Genomic DNA, 14778 nt, shown 5'->3' on the forward strand with positions numbered 1-14778 from the left:
CGTCCAACTGCCACCGGATACTGGAAGTAAAATGAAATTTCTCGACGAAGCAAAGGTCTATATCCGATCCGGAGACGGCGGCGCGGGCAGCGTCTCCTTCCGGCGCGAGAAATTCATCGAGTTCGGCGGCCCCGACGGCGGTGACGGCGGACGCGGCGGCGATGTCTGGGTGGAAACGGTCAACGGCCTCAATACGCTGATCGATTTCCGCTACCAGCAGCATTTCAAGGCGACGACTGGCACCCATGGCATGGGCAGGAACCGCACCGGCGCCAATGGCAGCGACGTGACGCTCAAAGTGCCTGTGGGAACCCAGATCTTCGAGGAAGACCGGGAAACGCTGATCTGCGACCTCACCGTCGAAGGTCAACGTTACTGCCTCGCCCATGGCGGCAATGGCGGCTTCGGCAACGCCCATTTCAAGACCTCGACCAACCAGGCGCCGGATTGGGCCAATCCCGGCCTGCCCGGTGAGGAAAAGACCATCTGGCTGCGCCTGAAGCTGATTGCCGATGCCGGTCTCGTCGGCCTGCCCAATGCCGGCAAATCGACCTTCCTGGCATCCGTCACCCGCGCCCGGCCGAAAATCGCCAACTATCCCTTCACCACGCTGCATCCCAATCTCGGCGTCGCCACCATCGACGAACGGGAATTCATTCTTGCCGACATTCCCGGCCTGATCGAAGGCGCCCATGAAGGCGTAGGCATCGGCGACCGGTTCCTCGGCCATGTCGAGCGCACCCGCGTGCTGCTCCATCTCGTCTCCGCCCAGGAGGAAAAGGTGGGCAAAGCATATAAGACGGTCAAGCACGAACTCGAAGCCTATGGCAACGATCTCACCGACAAGCCGGAGATTGTGGCGCTGTCGCAGATCGACGTGCTCGACGAGGCCGAACTGAAGAAGAAGACGAAGGAATTGGCCAAGGCCTGCGGCAAGACGCCATTCCAGATTTCGGCCGTCACCGGCAAGGGCATGACCGAGGTCCTGCGGGCGCTGCGCGATATCATCGTCGAAGAAAATGCCGAGGAAAAGCCGGCCAAGGTGCCGAAGCTCAGGCATCGCGACATGATCGTCTCCGAAGAGGACACGGGCGAGGATGGGGCCGATGACCAACCGTAAGCCGCTCGGCCGCTACCGCCGCATCGTCATCAAGATCGGCTCGGCCCTCCTCGTCGACCGCAAGGCCGGGCTGAAAAAGGCCTGGCTCGACGCCATGTGCGCAGACATTGCGGGACTGAAGGCCAAGGGGATCGATGTGCTCGTCGTTTCCTCGGGCGCGATCGCGCTCGGCCGCTCGGTGCTCGACCTGCCCTCCGGCGCGCTGAAGCTCGAGGAGAGCCAGGCGGCGGCCGCCGTCGGCCAGATCGCGCTCGCGCGTGCCTGGTCGGAAAGCCTGTCGCATGACGAGATCGTCGCCGGCCAGATCCTGCTGACCCTCGGCGATACCGAAGAGCGCCGCCGCTATCTTAATGCGCGCGCCACCATCAACCAGCTTTTGAAAATCGGCGCCGTGCCGATCATCAACGAAAACGACACGGTCGCGACCAGCGAAATCCGCTATGGCGACAATGATCGCCTAGCCGCCCGCGTCGCGACCATGACCGGCGCCGATCTGCTCATTCTTCTCTCCGACATCGACGGCCTTTATACCGCGCCGCCGCACCTCGATCCGAATGCGACCTTCCTGGAGACGATCGCCGAAATTACCCCTGACATCGAGGCGATGGCCGGGGGTGCCGCTTCCGAGCTTTCACGCGGCGGCATGCGCACCAAGATCGATGCCGGCAAGATCGCCACGACCTCGGGCTGCGCCATGATCATCGCCTCCGGCAAGACCGACAGTCCGCTGTTGGCAATCGAAAACGGCGCCCGTTCCTCCTGGTTCGCGCCGTCGGGCACGCCGGTAACTGCCCGCAAGACCTGGATTGCCGGCCAGTTGCAGCCGGCTGGCGAGTTGCATGTCGATGACGGCGCCGTCACCGCCCTTGGGGCCGGCAAGAGCCTGCTTCCCGCCGGTGTGCGCAGCGTTTCCGGCCTCTTCAGCCGTGGCGATACGGTGGCGATCGTCGGTCCTGAAGGCCGCGAGATCGCCCGCGGGCTTGTGAGCTACGATGCCGAGGACGCCCGCCGGATCGCCGGCCGCAAGTCGGCCGAAATCGCGGCAATCCTCGGTTATGCCGGCCGCGCCGCCATGGTCCATCGCGACGACATGGTGATGACCACACAGATCAGACAGAAATTGGAAAGGCAGAAGAAGGACGCGGCCCATGCCTGATACCGTTGCGCTAAGCCCTGACATTGACGCGCTGATGAACGACATCGGCCGCAAGGCGAAGGCTGCCGCACGACCGTTGGGCTTCGCATCCACCGAGGCGAAGAACCGCGCCTTGCACGGCATGGCCGATGCCATCCTGGCCAACAGCACCCATATTCTTGCCGAGAATGCCAAAGACTTGAAGAAGATCGAAGGCAGCGAGACGCTTGCCTCCTTCGTCGACCGGCTGACGCTGACCGACGAGCGCATCGCCGAGATGGCAGAGGGGATTCGCGCCATCGCGGCCCTTGCCGATCCGGTCGGCGAAGTCATCGCCGCCTGGGACCGGCCGAACGGCCTGAAGATCGAGCGCGTCCGCACGCCGCTCGGGGTCATCGGCGTCATCTTCGAAAGCCGGCCGAACGTCACGGCGGATGCCGGCGCCCTCTGCCTCAAGGCCGGCAATGCCGTGATCCTGCGTTGCGGCTCGGATTCACGTCGTTCATCGCAGGCTATCCATGCCTGCCTCGTGGACGGCCTGAAGGCGGCAGGACTTCCAGAGCATGCTATCCAGCTCGTTCCGGTCACCGATCGGGCTGCCGTCGGCGCCATGCTGCGCGGTCTGGACGGGGCAATCGACGTCATCGTGCCGCGCGGCGGCAAAAGCCTGGTAGCCCGCGTGCAGAGCGAGGCCCGCGTGCCGGTCTTTGCTCATCTCGAAGGCCTTTGCCACCTCTATGTCGATGCCTCCGCCGACATCGAGATGGCGAAGCAGATCGTCGTCAATGCCAAGATGCGCCGCACCGGTATCTGCGGCGCGGCCGAAACCCTGCTCGTCGATGGCGCTGCGATCGGCACGCATCTGACGCCGCTGCTCGAGGTCCTCGCCGAAGCCGGCTGCGAGATCCGTGGCTCCGCGCCGGTGCTGAAGGTCGCCCCCGGCATCAAGCCGGCGACCGAGGAGGACTGGACGACCGAATATCTCGACGCGATCATTTCGGTCGCCGTCGTCGACGGCATATCGGGCGCGATCGCCCATATTCAGACCTATTCGTCGAACCACACCGAGGCCGTGATCGCCGAAGACCCCGCGGTGGTCGAGCGTTTCTTCACCGAGGTCGATTCGGCGATCCTCCTGCACAATGCCTCAACGCAATTTGCCGATGGCGGCGAGTTCGGCATGGGCGCGGAGATCGGCATCGCTACGGGCAAAATGCATGCGCGCGGCCCCGTCGGCGTCGAGCAGCTCACCTCCTTCAAATACCGGGTGCGCGGTGCCGGACAGACCCGACCTTGACGTGACGACGGAAAATCTCGATCGGCGCTATCTCCGCATGCCGCACAGCGAACGCGGCATGGTCGTCGGCCTGTTCGGCGGTTCGTTCAATCCGCCGCATCAGGGCCACGCGCTTGTCGCCGAGATCGCCATCAAGCGGCTCGGCCTCGACCAGCTCTGGTGGATGGTGACCCCGGGCAATCCGCTGAAGAGCCGCAACCAGCTCGCACCGCTGGCGGAACGCATTGCCGAAAGCGAGCGTGTGGCTGCCGATCCGCGCATCAAGGTCACCGCCTTCGAACAGACGCTCGGCGTCAGCTACACCGCAAATACGCTGGCCCGCATCAAGGCCCGCAATCCGCATGTGCATTTCATCTGGATCATGGGCGCCGACAGCCTGCAGACCTTCCACAAATGGCAGAAGTGGCAGGAGATCGCCCGCACCTTCCCGATCGCCGTGATCGACCGCCCCGGCGCCACACTCTCCTATCTCTCCTCGAAGATGACGCGGACCTTCGATTTCGCCCGCATCGACGAGGATGACGCGCGCGTCCTCTGGAAGAAACCGGCGCCGGCCTGGACGTTCATCCATGGCCCGCGGTCCGGCCTGAGCTCGACGGCGATCCGCAACGGCGCGTTGCCGGGCGCAGTCAAATAGGCTGATTTTCAGGGAATCCCAGAAACGAGAAAGCCCGACGGGGAGGAGATCCGTCGGGCTTATAAACTCGATCGACAACTGGGAGGAGGAGTGTTGTCGATCCTGTCGAACGGCTTATGGGAGGAGGAGAAAGCCGTTTCGATGAGTGTCTTGTACCATATTCCTGAGGAAGGTGAATATCGATTTGTGCAATGCAGCAATGCTGGCGATGCAACACTGAGGCCGAAAGACTGCGACTGCTGCCGATTTTATCGGCAAGACGGGCGAAAATGGACATTGTCACCGCGGGTCTTGCGGTTTGTCGTCGGCTTTCCCAAGCATATCAGTGCCGCTAAATCTCCTGTTCTCGGAACAGCCATGCGCTTCATGAACGCTTGGATCCTCATCAGCAGTCAGTATGGTTATATTTCCCTGGATATATCCCTGGCCAAAACCCGAGCATCGTTATATTCGTTGAGATATTTCGAAGCTTGGGGATAGAATCATGCAGAACCGCCGCCAATGCATGAAACTGGCAACCGCCGCAATCGGGGCTCTCTGGCTTGGCACGGCAACGCTGCCGACACCGGCAGAAGCCGCCGAAAAGCTGACCGTCTTTGCCGCAGCAAGCCTCAAGGACGCGCTTGATGCCGCCAATGCTGCCTGGGCCAAGGAGAGCGGCAAGGAAGCCGTCGCCTCCTATGCGGCAAGCGGCGCGCTCGCCAAACAGATCGAAAACGCGGCCCCTGCCGATATCTTCATCTCGGCCGACCTCGACTGGATGGATTACGTCGCCAAGAAGAACCTGATCAAGACCGACAGCCGCACCAACCTGCTCGGAAACCGGATCGTGCTCGTTGCCGAGAAGGACAAGGCTAAACCGGTCGAGATCAAGCAAGGCTTCGATCTTGCCGCTCTGCTCGGTGCCGGCAAGCTGGCCATGGGTGAGCCGAAATCGGTTCCGGCCGGCAAATACGCCATGGCCGCGCTCGAAAAGCTCGGTGTTTGGAAATCGGTCGAAACCAAGGTCGCCGGCGCCGAAAGCGTGCGCGCCGCCCTTGCCCTGGTCTCCCGCGGCGAGGCGCCCTATGGCATCGTCTACCAGACGGACGCGACAGCCGATAAGGGTGTCGCCATCGTCGGCACCTTCCCGGCCGATTCCCACCCGCCGATCATCTATCCGGTCGCCATTCTTGCCGAAAGCAAGAATCCGGACGCCGCAGCCTATCTCGACTTCCTGAAATCCGGCAAGGCAGCCGGCTTCTTCACGGCGGAGGGATTTACTGTCTCGAAATGATGGGCTGAATTGATTGCGGAATCGATGGTGACAGCTTACCGTGAAGCTGCCCCTCACCCTAGTCCTTTCTCCGTAAACGGGGCGAGGGACGTGCCCAGCGAAAAGTTGGCGCCGGACGGAAGGGTTGCGGCTGCTCCCCTTCGCCCCGCGAGTGGGGTCCGAAGGACGGGTCGAGACCCGTGGCTCGACCCCGGCGGTGCCGGCAGGCGGATGAGGGGCAACCGGGTGACACCGGATTCCAGGGAGACAACTGCGTTTGGATATGTTCGGCCTGAGCGATGAAGAATGGACGGCGATCCTGCTCAGCCTGCGCGTCTCGGTCGTCGCCATGCTGGCGAGCCTGCCCCTCGGCATCATGGTCGCTTTGCTGCTTGCCCGCGGCCGTTTCTGGGGCAAGTCGGTGCTGAACGGCATTGTTCACCTGCCGCTGATCCTGCCCCCTGTTGTCACCGGTTTTCTTCTCCTCATCCTCTTCGGCCGCCGTGGACCGATCGGTAGCCTGCTCGACCAGTATTTCGGCATCGTTTTTTCCTTCCGCTGGACGGGTGCGGCACTCGCCTGCGCCGTCATGGCCTTTCCGCTGATGGTGCGCAGCATCCGCCTGTCGATCGAGGCGGTCGACCGCAAACTCGAGGAGGCCGCCGGAACGCTGGGGGCCGGCCCGATCCTGGTCTTTCTGACGGTTACGCTGCCGCTGACCCTGCCCGGCATCATCACCGGCATGATCCTGTCCTTCGCCAAGGCGATGGGCGAATTCGGCGCGACAATCACCTTCGTCTCCAACATTCCCGGCGAGACCCAGACCTTGTCGTCCGCCATCTACACCTTTACCCAGGTGCCCGGCGGCGATTCCGGTGCGCTGCGCCTGACGGTCGTCGCCGTGATCATTTCCATGACCGCCCTGCTCGCCTCTGAGTTCCTCGCGCGTTTCGCCGGCCGAAGGATCGATCCGGAATGACGCTGATCGTCGAGGCAAAACACAGGCTCGGTGCCTTTCTTCTCGACGCCGCCTTCACCTCCGAAGGCGGCGTGACCGCGCTGTTCGGACGCTCCGGCTCCGGCAAGACCTCACTGATCCGCATCATTGCCGGCCTCGCCCGCCCGGACGAGGGCCGCGTCATCTTTGACGGCGAAACCCTGACCGAAACCAAAGCCGGCCGCTTCGTTCCGAAACACCGCCGTCATTTCGGTTATGTCTTCCAGGAGGCGCGGCTGTTCCCGCATCTCAGCGTCCGCGCCAACCTTTCCTACGGCCGCTGGTTCGCGCCACCAAGACCTGCACGCGGCGAGAGCTTCGATCACGTCGTCGACCTGCTCGACATCGAGACGCTGCTGGATCGCAGCCCCGCCAAACTTTCCGGCGGCGAGAAGCAGCGGGTCGCGATCGGCCGCGCCCTTCTCTGCTCGCCCCGGCTGCTGTTGATGGACGAGCCGCTGGCCGCCCTCGACGAGGCGCGCAAGGCCGAGATCCTGCCCTATCTCGAGCGATTGCGCGATCAGACCGAAATCCCGATTGTCTATGTCAGCCATTCGATCGCCGAGGTCGCGCGGCTCGCAAACAAAGTGGTGGTCATGCGCGACGGCAGGGTCGAGGCGGTCGGCCCGGCCGTCGACATTTTGAGCCGCGCCTCTGCGGCCTTTGACCGGAAAGAAGCGGGCGCGCTGCTGCAAGGCATCGTCGAAAGCTTCGACGCGCGTCACCACCTCTCGACCGTCGCCCTCAAATCCGGCCGGCTGCATATACCCGGCGCGGCACTCGCGCCCGGCAGGCCGGTCCGCATCCGCATCCCGTCGCGCGACGTCATGCTGGCGACAGCAAGACCGGAGGGGCTCAGTGCCCTCAACATTGTCGAAGGCAGGATCGAACAGCTAGTTCAGGATGCGGACGGAACGGTTGAAATCCGGCTCGACTGCGGCGGCGATAGCATTCTCTCGCGCATCACCGCGCTCTCCTGCGAGCGCCTCGACCTTCGACCCGGCAAAACCGTCTTCGCCGTCATCAAGACGGTTGCCCTGGAGTCCTGATCAGCCCTGTTCGCCCTGCCGCGGGCTGCGCTTTGCTTCAAGCCAGGCAAGGTCCTCGGCAAGACTCGCTTTCAAAATGCTTTCCATCCGGCGAAACCGCGCCAGCAATTGCTCGCCGAACGGCGTCAGCGCCGCACCGCCGCCCTTCTGGCCGCCGCGTTGCGATTCCACCACCTGTTCGCAGAACATCCGGTTCATCTCGCTGACCAGCAGCCAGGCGCGGCGATAGGACATATCCATCGCTCGCCCGGCTGCGGAGATCGATCCGGTCGCGCGGATGTGTTCCAGCAGCTCCATCTTGCCGCGCCCGAGCCGATCCGCATCCGGGAAGCTGATTCGCAAGATGGGAACGAGTGTTTTTGCGGCCGGATCGGTCATTCGAATCTGCAGATGTTGGAATTCCCGGCACTTTACGCTCCGGCCTTAAAACTGTACACCGCGCCGACAAGCAGCGAGGGCGGCAATAGTGTTCAATTCGGTCGCCAGATTGGATTTTCCGCCGCTCCGTACGTTAGCACGTCTTGAAACATTAATGGTTTGATGCCTATCTTAACCATGATCCGGTCGTGATCGGATCCCGTGTTGTGCATGGTTTGTCATTCCAGGAAAGGGAAAGCACTGACAACAGTACACGCCAAGGGAAAAACGCTCGCCGTTCTCCCGAAGAGCGCAGAACGTGGCGCCGATGCCGCTGCCCGCGCCCTAGAAGCCGTCCTCGCCAGCCTCGAGGACTCCAAAGCCGAAGATATCGTCACCATCGACATTGCCGGAAAATCGGCGCTGGGAGACTACATGATCGTCGTCTCCGGCCGCTCGAACAGGCATGTCATGGCGATCTCGGACCACCTGCTCACCGATCTCAAGGACGAAGGCTTCGGTACGGCCCGCGTCGAAGGTCAGGAGGGCGGCGATTGGATCCTGATCGACACCGGTGACATTATCGTGCATGTGTTCCGTCCTGAAATCCGCGAGTTCTACAACATCGAAAAGATGTGGGCGGCTCCCGATATGGATGAAGAAACACGGCACTGACAGGCGGGCCGACATTCTGATCGGCGCCTGAGACGTGGCATTGACTGGCTGGAGCGTAAGCCGGCCGGTGGGCGCTTTGGGCGCCGCAGATGCCTCATGAGCGGGAGCGGGTGAATGCGCGTTGGTCTTTTTGCGGTGGGACGGCTGAAATCCGGCCCCGAAAAGGATCTTGCGGCTCGCTATTTTGACCGTTTCGCCAAGGTCGGCCCTGCGGTCGGCCTCGAACTTGCCCGTATTGCCGAGGTTGCCGAAAGCCGCGCTTCGAATGCGGAGACCCGCAAACGCGAGGAGGCGGCGATGCTGTTGAAATCGCTTGCCGAAGGCAGCGTCCTTATCCTTCTCGACGAACGCGGCAAGGCGCTCGACAGCGAGGCCTTCGCAAATCTGCTCGGCGCCTATCGCGACCAGGGCAAACGCGAGTTGACGATCGCAATCGGCGGCGCCGACGGCCTCGATCCCGCGCTCTACGATCGCGCCGACGCCACGCTCTGCCTGGGTAAAATGACCTGGCCGCACCAGCTCGTCCGCACGCTGATCGCCGAGCAGCTCTATCGCGCCGTCACCATCCTGTCCGGCCATCCCTATCACCGCGTCTGAGATGTTCCACGTGGAACTCAAGTCTTTGACGATGCGTCGCATTGTCACGCAGCCGTGTTTCGTGTGGCCGGCCGTTCGCTTGCGAACTTTCTGGCAAAGTGGGCCAAATCAGCTTAGTCTCCGCGCGATTTGAGAGAGTGCCCCGACACGCATGACGACGACACCAACCAGGCGACACCGCATGATTCTGCCGGCACTTGCGGCCGGTTTTGGTGTCGCCGTCGTCGTGTCCGCAAACACCTTCACCGTCCGGGCCCAGGAAGCCGCGCCCGAGGCGGCACAATCTGCAGCGCAGCCGCCGGCAGTCGAGCCGCCGCCACCCGATCCGGCCGCTGAACTTGCCGCCAAACGCGATCAGACCCGCGCCGAACTCGAAACCCTGTCGAAATCAATCACCCTTTCCTCGGACAAGGTGAGTGAACTCCAGCAAAGCATCGCCAATCTGGAAAAAAACACGCAGAGCATCCGCCAGGCGCTGATCGATTCCGCCGCCCGCCGCAAGGGGCTTGAGAAGCAGATCCTCGAAAGCGAGAAGAAGCTGGCCGATCTCGGCGTCAAGCAGGATGGCATCCGCCGTTCGCTGCACGAGCGCCGCGGCTTGCTGGCCGAGGTATTGGCCGCACTCCAGCGCATGGGCCGCAACCCGCCCCCGGCTTTGCTCGTCACTCCCGATGACGCGCTCGCTTCCGTGCGCAGCGCCATCCTGCTCGGCGCCGTCGTGCCCGGCATCCGCAAGGAAACCGACAAGCTCGCCGCAGACCTTGCAAGCCTTACCGCGCTGCAGACGGCAAGTGCGGCCGAGAAAGCCGGCCTGACGGCGACGATGACCGACAGTATTGAGGAAGAGCGGCGCATGGACCTGCTGCTTGCCGAAAACGACAAGCTCAGCCGCAGCAACGCCGCCGAACTACAGGCCGAAAGGAAACGTTCGGAGGAACTTGCCGGCAAGGCGACCAGCCTCGAAGGCCTCGTCGCTTCGATGGAATCCGAGATCGCTTCGGTGCGCGACGCGGCTGCCGCCGCCCGCCAGGCCGAGGAGAACCGCAAGCTCCTGACGGACGAGCAGCGGGCACAGGCCAAGGCTCTGGCCGAGAGCGGCGTGCCCGATAAAAACCGCATTGCGCCCGCATATCCCTTCGGAGAATTGAGGGCCAAATTGGAGCTGCCGGTGGCAGGCGATATCCTGCGCCAGTTCGGCGATGCCGACGGCACCGGGCACGAAGCCATGGGAATGACGGTCGCCACCAACCCGGAGACCGTGGTGACGGCGCCTGCAGACGGCCTGGTGGTTTTCGCCGGCGCTTTCCGAAGTTACGGCCAGATGATCATTCTTGACGCGGGCGATGGATATCACCTGGTTCTCTCGGGAATGGATACGATCAATACCCGTCAGGGAAAATTCGTTTTCTCCGGCGAGCCGCTCGCCGTGATGGGAGCGAAAAGAGTGGCAAGCGCAACTGCATTGGCGCTGGAAACGGACCGGCCAACGCTTTACATTGAATTTCGAAAAGACGGTAAACCGGTCGATTCCCGACCGTGGTGGACCGCCAAGGACACTGGAAAGGCACGCAATGATTCGTAGGACTTCTCTTGTTCTGGTCGGCGCATTGATGGGTGCGACCGCGATGAGCGTCATTTACTCGGCAGGTGTGCCGGCAGAAGCGGCCGGATCCTCTACATATAAGGAACTCTCGGTATTTGGCGACGTCTTCGAACGCGTGCGCGCGCAGTACGTCACGCCGCCGGCCGAAGATAAGCTGATCGAGAATGCCATCAACGGCATGCTTTCCTCGCTCGATCCGCATTCGAGCTATATGAATGCGAAGGACGCCGAGGACATGCGCACCCAGACCAAGGGTGAGTTCGGCGGCCTCGGCATCGAAGTCACGATGGAAGACGAGCTCGTCAAGGTGATCACCCCGATCGACGATACGCCCGCCGCCAAGGCCGGCGTTCTCGCCGGCGACTACATCTCCGAGATCGACGGTCAGTCCGTGCGTGGTCTGAAGCTGGAAGACGCGGTCGAGAAGATGCGCGGCGCCGTCAACACGCCTATCAAGCTGACACTGATCCGCAAGGGCGCCGACAAGCCGATCGAGCTGACGATCGTCCGTGACGTCGTCGCCGTCCAGGCGGTCAAATCACGCGTCGAGGACGATGTGGGTTACCTCCGCATCATCTCCTTCACCGAGAAGACCTATCCCGACATGGAAAAGGCGATCAAGAAGATCAAGGACACCGTTCCGGCCGACAAGTTGAAGGGTTACGTCCTCGACCTGCGCCTTAACCCGGGCGGCCTGCTCGACCAGGCGATCAATGTCTCTGATGCCCTGCTGCAGCGCGGCGAGGTCGTCTCGACCCGCGGCCGCAATCCTGATGAAACCCGCCGCTTCAACGCCGGCCCGGGCGACCTGACCGACGGCAAGCCGGTCATCGTTCTGATCAACGGCGGTTCGGCCTCCGCATCGGAAATCGTTGCCGGCGCGCTTCAGGATCTGCGCCGCGCCACCGTTCTCGGCACCCGTTCCTTCGGCAAGGGTTCCGTCCAGACGATTATCCCGCTTGGCGAGAACGGCGCGCTGCGCTTGACCACGGCACTCTATTACACGCCGTCGGGCCGCTCGATCCAGGGCACCGGCATCACACCTGACATCAAGGTCGAAGAGCCGTTGCCGGAAGAACTGCAGGGCAAGATGGTGACCGAAGGCGAATCCAGCCTGCGCGGCCACATCAAGGGTCAGAGCGAAACCGATGAAGGTTCGGGGTCCGTTGCCTATGTGCCGCCGGATCCGAAGGATGACGTTCAGCTGAACTACGCGCTCGACCTTCTGCGCGGCAAGAAGACCGATCCGGCCTTCCCGCCGAACCCCGACAAGGCCGTCGTCGCCAAGTAATCGATTGTCGCAAGGCCGGGCACTCGCCCGGCCTTGACCCTTTCTGCGGTTTCCCGGTTTTGGAGCGGGTGAGAAAATTGGGAACGGACCTGCATGCGCCTTTGAGGCGCAACCGCAAAACCGGCAGCCGGCGTCCTGGCGTGCTGCGCCTCGGCCGCATTGCTGGCAGTCTGTGCCTTTTCGCGATAGGCGGCTTTTCTCTCTACACCGCATTTCGCGGCGACGGGCTGGAACGCGCCAAACCGCCGGCGGCCGAAGAGGCGGCAAGCCAAGCTTCCGGCAAACCGCCGACGACCGCTGCCGACCAGGCGGCGGACGGAATGCCCCGCGCCGATCCACGCTCGGGCGCCAATGTCGAACAAATGATCACCGGCGATGGCTCCGTCGTCACCAAATATAGTCCCCGCCCGCGCGACGGCAGTGGACCGGTGCTGGTCGATGCCATGCAGATCGGCCAGGATCCGCGCATGGCAGCCCAACCCAATGAAGCGCTACTCGAAGACACGGCCTTTGGCAGGCTGCCGATCGTCGGCCCCGACGGCCGGCGGCCGATGGACCAATATGCCCGTCCCTCATCCGGCGCACGCGGCATCCGCATTGCCATTGTCGTCAGCGGCCTCGGGCTCAGCCAGACGGGGACGCAGCGCGCCATCGCCGAGTTGCCGGAGGAAATCACCCTCGCCTTTGCCGCAAGCGGCAACAGCCTGCAGCGCTGGATGCAGGAAGCCCGCCGCGGCGGCCACGAGATCCTTCTGCAGGTCCCGCTCGAGCCATTTGATTATCCGGCCAATGATCCCGGTCCGGAGACCCTGCTGACGTCGAAGCCGGTGGCCCGCAACATCGAGAACCTGCACAAGGCGATGGGCGAAATCACCAATTATACCGGCATCATGAACTATCTCGGCGGCCGTTTCCTCTCCGACCCCGCCGCCATGGAACCTGTCATGCGTGATATCGGCAAGCGCGGCCTGCTCTTCCTCGACGACGGCACGTCGGCGCAGTCGAAAACGGCGGCGGTCGCCAAAGGCACCGAACTGCCCTATGCCTTTGCCGACCTCCAGCTCGACGGCCAGCTCGATATCAGCGCCATCCTGAAGAAGCTCGACGAGCTCGAACGCATCGCCCGTAAGAATGGCCAGGCGATCGGCATCGCCTCGGCTTTCGACGAAAGCATCGATGCCATCGCCAAGTGGAGCGAGGAAGCGTCCATGCGCGGTATCGAGATCGTCGGCGTCGCCGCGCTTTCCAGCGACCCCAGAAGCCCCTGAGATAATTTCTGAACGGAGAAGAAGATGAGCCAGGCGACCGTAAAAGCCGAGGATCTGCCCTACCGTCCCTGCGTCGGCGTCATGATCCTGAACCGCGATGGCCTGGTCTGGGCCGGGCGACGGATCGCCGACGGAAATTCCGAATATGACGGCTCGCCGCAGCTGTGGCAGATGCCCCAGGGTGGCATCGACAAGGACGAGGATCCCTTGGATGCCGCCTATCGTGAGCTCTATGAGGAAACCGGGATCAGAACGGTGACCCTGCTTGCCGAAGCGAGCGACTGGATCAACTATGATCTGCCGCCGGCGCTGATCGGCATCGGACTGAAAGGAAAGTTCCGCGGCCAGACACAGCGCTGGTTCGCCTTTCGCTTCGAGGGCGATGAAAGCGAGATCGCCATCAACCCGCCGCCCGGCGGCCACGAGCCGGAATTCGACGCCTGGGAATGGAAGCCGATGCAGGAACTGCCGGGCCTGATCGTGCCCTTCAAGCGCGCCGTCTATGACCAGGTGATCGCCGAGTTCCGGCATCTGGCAGCGCTGCAGGCCGAAGACTGAGTGCCTGATCGAGGCTCGCAGGTGTGAATTGAAGATGCCGACCGCGCGGAGCGGCCGGCATTTCCATCCGAATTATTCGGCTTCGTCGGCGGAGTCGGCGTTGAGCTGGCCGTATTTACTCTCGCCGATTTTCTCGAGCAGATCGATCTGCGTTTCGAGGAAGTCGATATGGCCTTCCTCATCCGCCAGCAGTTCTTCGAAGAGTTTCATGGAAACGTAGTCGCCGGCCTCGTGACAGATATCGCGCGACTTCTTGTAGGCGGTGCGGGCGTCATATTCGCCGGCAAGATCGGCTTCCAGCACTTCCTTGACGTTCTGGCCGATGCGCAGGGGCGCCAGAGTCTGCAGATTGGGATGGCCTTCGAGGAAGATGATGCGCGCGACAAGCCTGTCGGCATGGTGCATTTCTTCGATGGATTCGGCCCGCTCTTTCTTGGCGAGCTTGGTGTAGCCCCAGTCCTCGAGAAGTCGATAATGAACCCAATATTGATTGACCGCCCCGAGCTCGAGGAACAGTGCCTCGTTAAGCCGCTCGATGACCTTTTTGTCGCCTTTCAATGTCCGCTCTCCTGTTTTCCTCATGGAACTGTTTCAAGCGTGACATGAAATCAAAGATTTCGGTCTCCGTCGAGTGGCGACGGGCGTGATATTCCTCGGTCGTCTGGATAATGATATCGACCACATTGGGGAAGCAGCCGCAGCAACGGCCGCGTTTTTCCATGGCGTGATAGACCTTCGCAGGCACGATAAGCTGCCAACAGTCTTCGTCGAGAAGGTTGGTGATAACCTCCCGGATTTCCTTGTCGGTTATATAATTGCAGCTGCAGACAAGCACGTCTTCATTTCCAAACATGACACTGACTATCGTGTTTTCTGCTAAAGAAGATGGTGGCTGTCAAGAAAAAATTCGAGTCCGGCGCCATCGGGCAGCGACGATGG

16 protein-coding genes and 1 pseudogene are annotated in these 14778 nt (G+C 62.4%); 14 read left to right on the plus strand and 3 right to left on the minus strand.

Annotated features, from left to right (window positions below; genetic code table 11):
- Window positions 1-31: 31 nt before the first annotated feature.
- The 8 genes from obgE (at window position 32) to modC (ending at window position 7490) form a co-directional block, all read left to right on the plus strand.
- On the plus strand, window positions 32-1120 hold the full coding sequence (obgE, locus tag GGI60_RS18710; RefSeq protein WP_183917611.1) for a GTPase ObgE: 1089 nt from the start codon (window positions 32-34) through the stop codon (window positions 1118-1120).
- Window positions 1107-2276 (plus strand): glutamate 5-kinase, encoded by a 1170-nt coding sequence (gene proB / locus GGI60_RS18715; RefSeq protein WP_183917613.1) that lies wholly within the window; start codon window positions 1107-1109, stop codon window positions 2274-2276. Before obgE ends, proB begins: the two co-directional genes overlap by 14 nt.
- The gene (locus GGI60_RS18720) at window positions 2269-3552 is read left to right on the plus strand and encodes a glutamate-5-semialdehyde dehydrogenase (protein WP_183917615.1); all 1284 of its coding nucleotides are present in this window, start codon (window positions 2269-2271) and stop codon (window positions 3550-3552) included. The genes proB and GGI60_RS18720 overlap by 8 nt, the downstream gene beginning before the upstream one ends.
- 37 nt (window positions 3553-3589) lie before the next feature.
- A complete protein-coding gene (locus tag GGI60_RS18725; RefSeq protein WP_210314501.1) occupies window positions 3590-4189 on the plus strand; it encodes a nicotinate-nucleotide adenylyltransferase in 600 nt (199 codons plus the stop codon).
- 93 nt (window positions 4190-4282) lie between these two features.
- Window positions 4283-4669, plus strand: a complete 387-nt coding sequence (locus GGI60_RS18730; RefSeq protein ID WP_183917617.1) for a hypothetical protein — start codon at window positions 4283-4285, stop codon at window positions 4667-4669.
- 4 nt (window positions 4670-4673) lie between these two features.
- A complete protein-coding gene (modA, locus tag GGI60_RS18735; RefSeq protein ID WP_183917619.1) occupies window positions 4674-5465 on the plus strand; it encodes a molybdate ABC transporter substrate-binding protein in 792 nt (263 codons plus the stop codon).
- A 256-nt stretch (window positions 5466-5721) separates the two neighbouring features.
- Complete coding sequence (modB, locus tag GGI60_RS18740; protein WP_183917622.1) at window positions 5722-6423, plus strand: molybdate ABC transporter permease subunit; 702 nt, start codon at window positions 5722-5724, stop codon at window positions 6421-6423.
- A complete protein-coding gene (gene modC / locus GGI60_RS18745; protein WP_183917623.1) occupies window positions 6420-7490 on the plus strand; it encodes a molybdenum ABC transporter ATP-binding protein in 1071 nt (356 codons plus the stop codon). The genes modB and modC overlap by 4 nt, the downstream gene beginning before the upstream one ends.
- Here modC and GGI60_RS18750 read toward each other — a convergent pair whose 3' ends face one another.
- Window positions 7491-7868, minus strand: a complete 378-nt coding sequence (locus GGI60_RS18750) for a winged helix-turn-helix domain-containing protein (RefSeq protein ID WP_183917625.1) — start codon at window positions 7866-7868, stop codon at window positions 7491-7493.
- Between the two features lie 210 nt (window positions 7869-8078).
- Here GGI60_RS18750 and rsfS point away from each other — a divergent pair, with 210 nt between their 5' ends.
- The 6 genes from rsfS (at window position 8079) to GGI60_RS18780 (ending at window position 13839) form a co-directional block, all read left to right on the plus strand.
- Complete coding sequence (gene rsfS / locus GGI60_RS18755) at window positions 8079-8522, plus strand: ribosome silencing factor (protein WP_168295087.1); 444 nt, start codon at window positions 8079-8081, stop codon at window positions 8520-8522.
- Window positions 8523-8636: 114 nt separating this feature from the next.
- Window positions 8637-9119 (plus strand): 23S rRNA (pseudouridine(1915)-N(3))-methyltransferase RlmH, encoded by a 483-nt coding sequence (rlmH, locus tag GGI60_RS18760; protein ID WP_183917627.1) that lies wholly within the window; start codon window positions 8637-8639, stop codon window positions 9117-9119.
- A 181-nt stretch (window positions 9120-9300) separates the two neighbouring features.
- Entirely contained in the window at window positions 9301-10701 is a 1401-nt protein-coding gene (locus tag GGI60_RS18765; RefSeq protein ID WP_183917629.1) for a murein hydrolase activator EnvC, read from the plus strand.
- Window positions 10691-12013 (plus strand): S41 family peptidase, encoded by a 1323-nt coding sequence (locus GGI60_RS18770; protein ID WP_183917631.1) that lies wholly within the window; start codon window positions 10691-10693, stop codon window positions 12011-12013. The genes GGI60_RS18765 and GGI60_RS18770 overlap by 11 nt, the downstream gene beginning before the upstream one ends.
- A gap of 77 nt (window positions 12014-12090) precedes the next feature.
- Window positions 12091-13281, plus strand: a complete 1191-nt coding sequence (locus tag GGI60_RS18775) for a divergent polysaccharide deacetylase family protein (RefSeq protein WP_183917633.1) — start codon at window positions 12091-12093, stop codon at window positions 13279-13281.
- Window positions 13282-13305: 24 nt separating this feature from the next.
- Window positions 13306-13839 carry an RNA pyrophosphohydrolase gene (locus tag GGI60_RS18780; protein WP_183917635.1) on the plus strand — a complete coding sequence of 178 codons (534 nt, stop codon included), beginning with the start codon at window positions 13306-13308 and terminating at the stop codon, window positions 13837-13839.
- A gap of 72 nt (window positions 13840-13911) precedes the next feature.
- Here GGI60_RS18780 and bfr read toward each other — a convergent pair whose 3' ends face one another.
- Both bfr and GGI60_RS18790 read right to left on the minus strand, forming a co-directional pair.
- The gene (bfr, locus tag GGI60_RS18785) at window positions 13912-14397 is read right to left on the minus strand and encodes a bacterioferritin (protein WP_047615824.1); all 486 of its coding nucleotides are present in this window, start codon (window positions 14395-14397) and stop codon (window positions 13912-13914) included.
- Window positions 14363-14762: pseudogene (locus tag GGI60_RS18790) on the minus strand ((2Fe-2S)-binding protein). The gene bfr and the pseudogene GGI60_RS18790 overlap by 35 nt, the downstream one beginning before the upstream one ends.
- Window positions 14763-14778: the final 16 nt, after the last annotated feature.

This window comes from Rhizobium lentis (assembly GCF_014200175.1).
Taxonomy (GTDB): domain Bacteria; phylum Pseudomonadota; class Alphaproteobacteria; order Rhizobiales; family Rhizobiaceae; genus Rhizobium; species Rhizobium mulingense.

Excerpts from the sequence above, each read along its gene's own strand:
- obgE (WP_183917611.1), top strand. The coding sequence starts at position 32 with ATGAAATTTCTCGACGAAGCAAAGGTCTATATCCGATCCGGAGACGGC.
- proB (WP_183917613.1), top strand. The coding sequence starts at position 1,107 with ATGACCAACCGTAAGCCGCTCGGCCGCTACCGCCGCATCGTCATCAAG.
- GGI60_RS18720 (WP_183917615.1), top strand. The coding sequence starts at position 2,269 with ATGCCTGATACCGTTGCGCTAAGCCCTGACATTGACGCGCTGATGAAC.
- GGI60_RS18725 (WP_210314501.1), top strand. The coding sequence starts at position 3,590 with ATGCCGCACAGCGAACGCGGCATGGTCGTCGGCCTGTTCGGCGGTTCG.
- modA (WP_183917619.1), top strand. The coding sequence starts at position 4,674 with ATGCAGAACCGCCGCCAATGCATGAAACTGGCAACCGCCGCAATCGGG.
- modC (WP_183917623.1), top strand. The coding sequence starts at position 6,420 with ATGACGCTGATCGTCGAGGCAAAACACAGGCTCGGTGCCTTTCTTCTC.
- GGI60_RS18750 (WP_183917625.1), bottom strand. The coding sequence starts at position 7,868 with ATGACCGATCCGGCCGCAAAAACACTCGTTCCCATCTTGCGAATCAGC.
- rsfS (WP_168295087.1), top strand. The coding sequence starts at position 8,079 with ATGGTTTGTCATTCCAGGAAAGGGAAAGCACTGACAACAGTACACGCC.
- rlmH (WP_183917627.1), top strand. The coding sequence starts at position 8,637 with ATGCGCGTTGGTCTTTTTGCGGTGGGACGGCTGAAATCCGGCCCCGAA.
- GGI60_RS18765 (WP_183917629.1), top strand. The coding sequence starts at position 9,301 with ATGATTCTGCCGGCACTTGCGGCCGGTTTTGGTGTCGCCGTCGTCGTG.
- GGI60_RS18770 (WP_183917631.1), top strand. The coding sequence starts at position 10,691 with ATGATTCGTAGGACTTCTCTTGTTCTGGTCGGCGCATTGATGGGTGCG.
- GGI60_RS18780 (WP_183917635.1), top strand. The coding sequence starts at position 13,306 with ATGAGCCAGGCGACCGTAAAAGCCGAGGATCTGCCCTACCGTCCCTGC.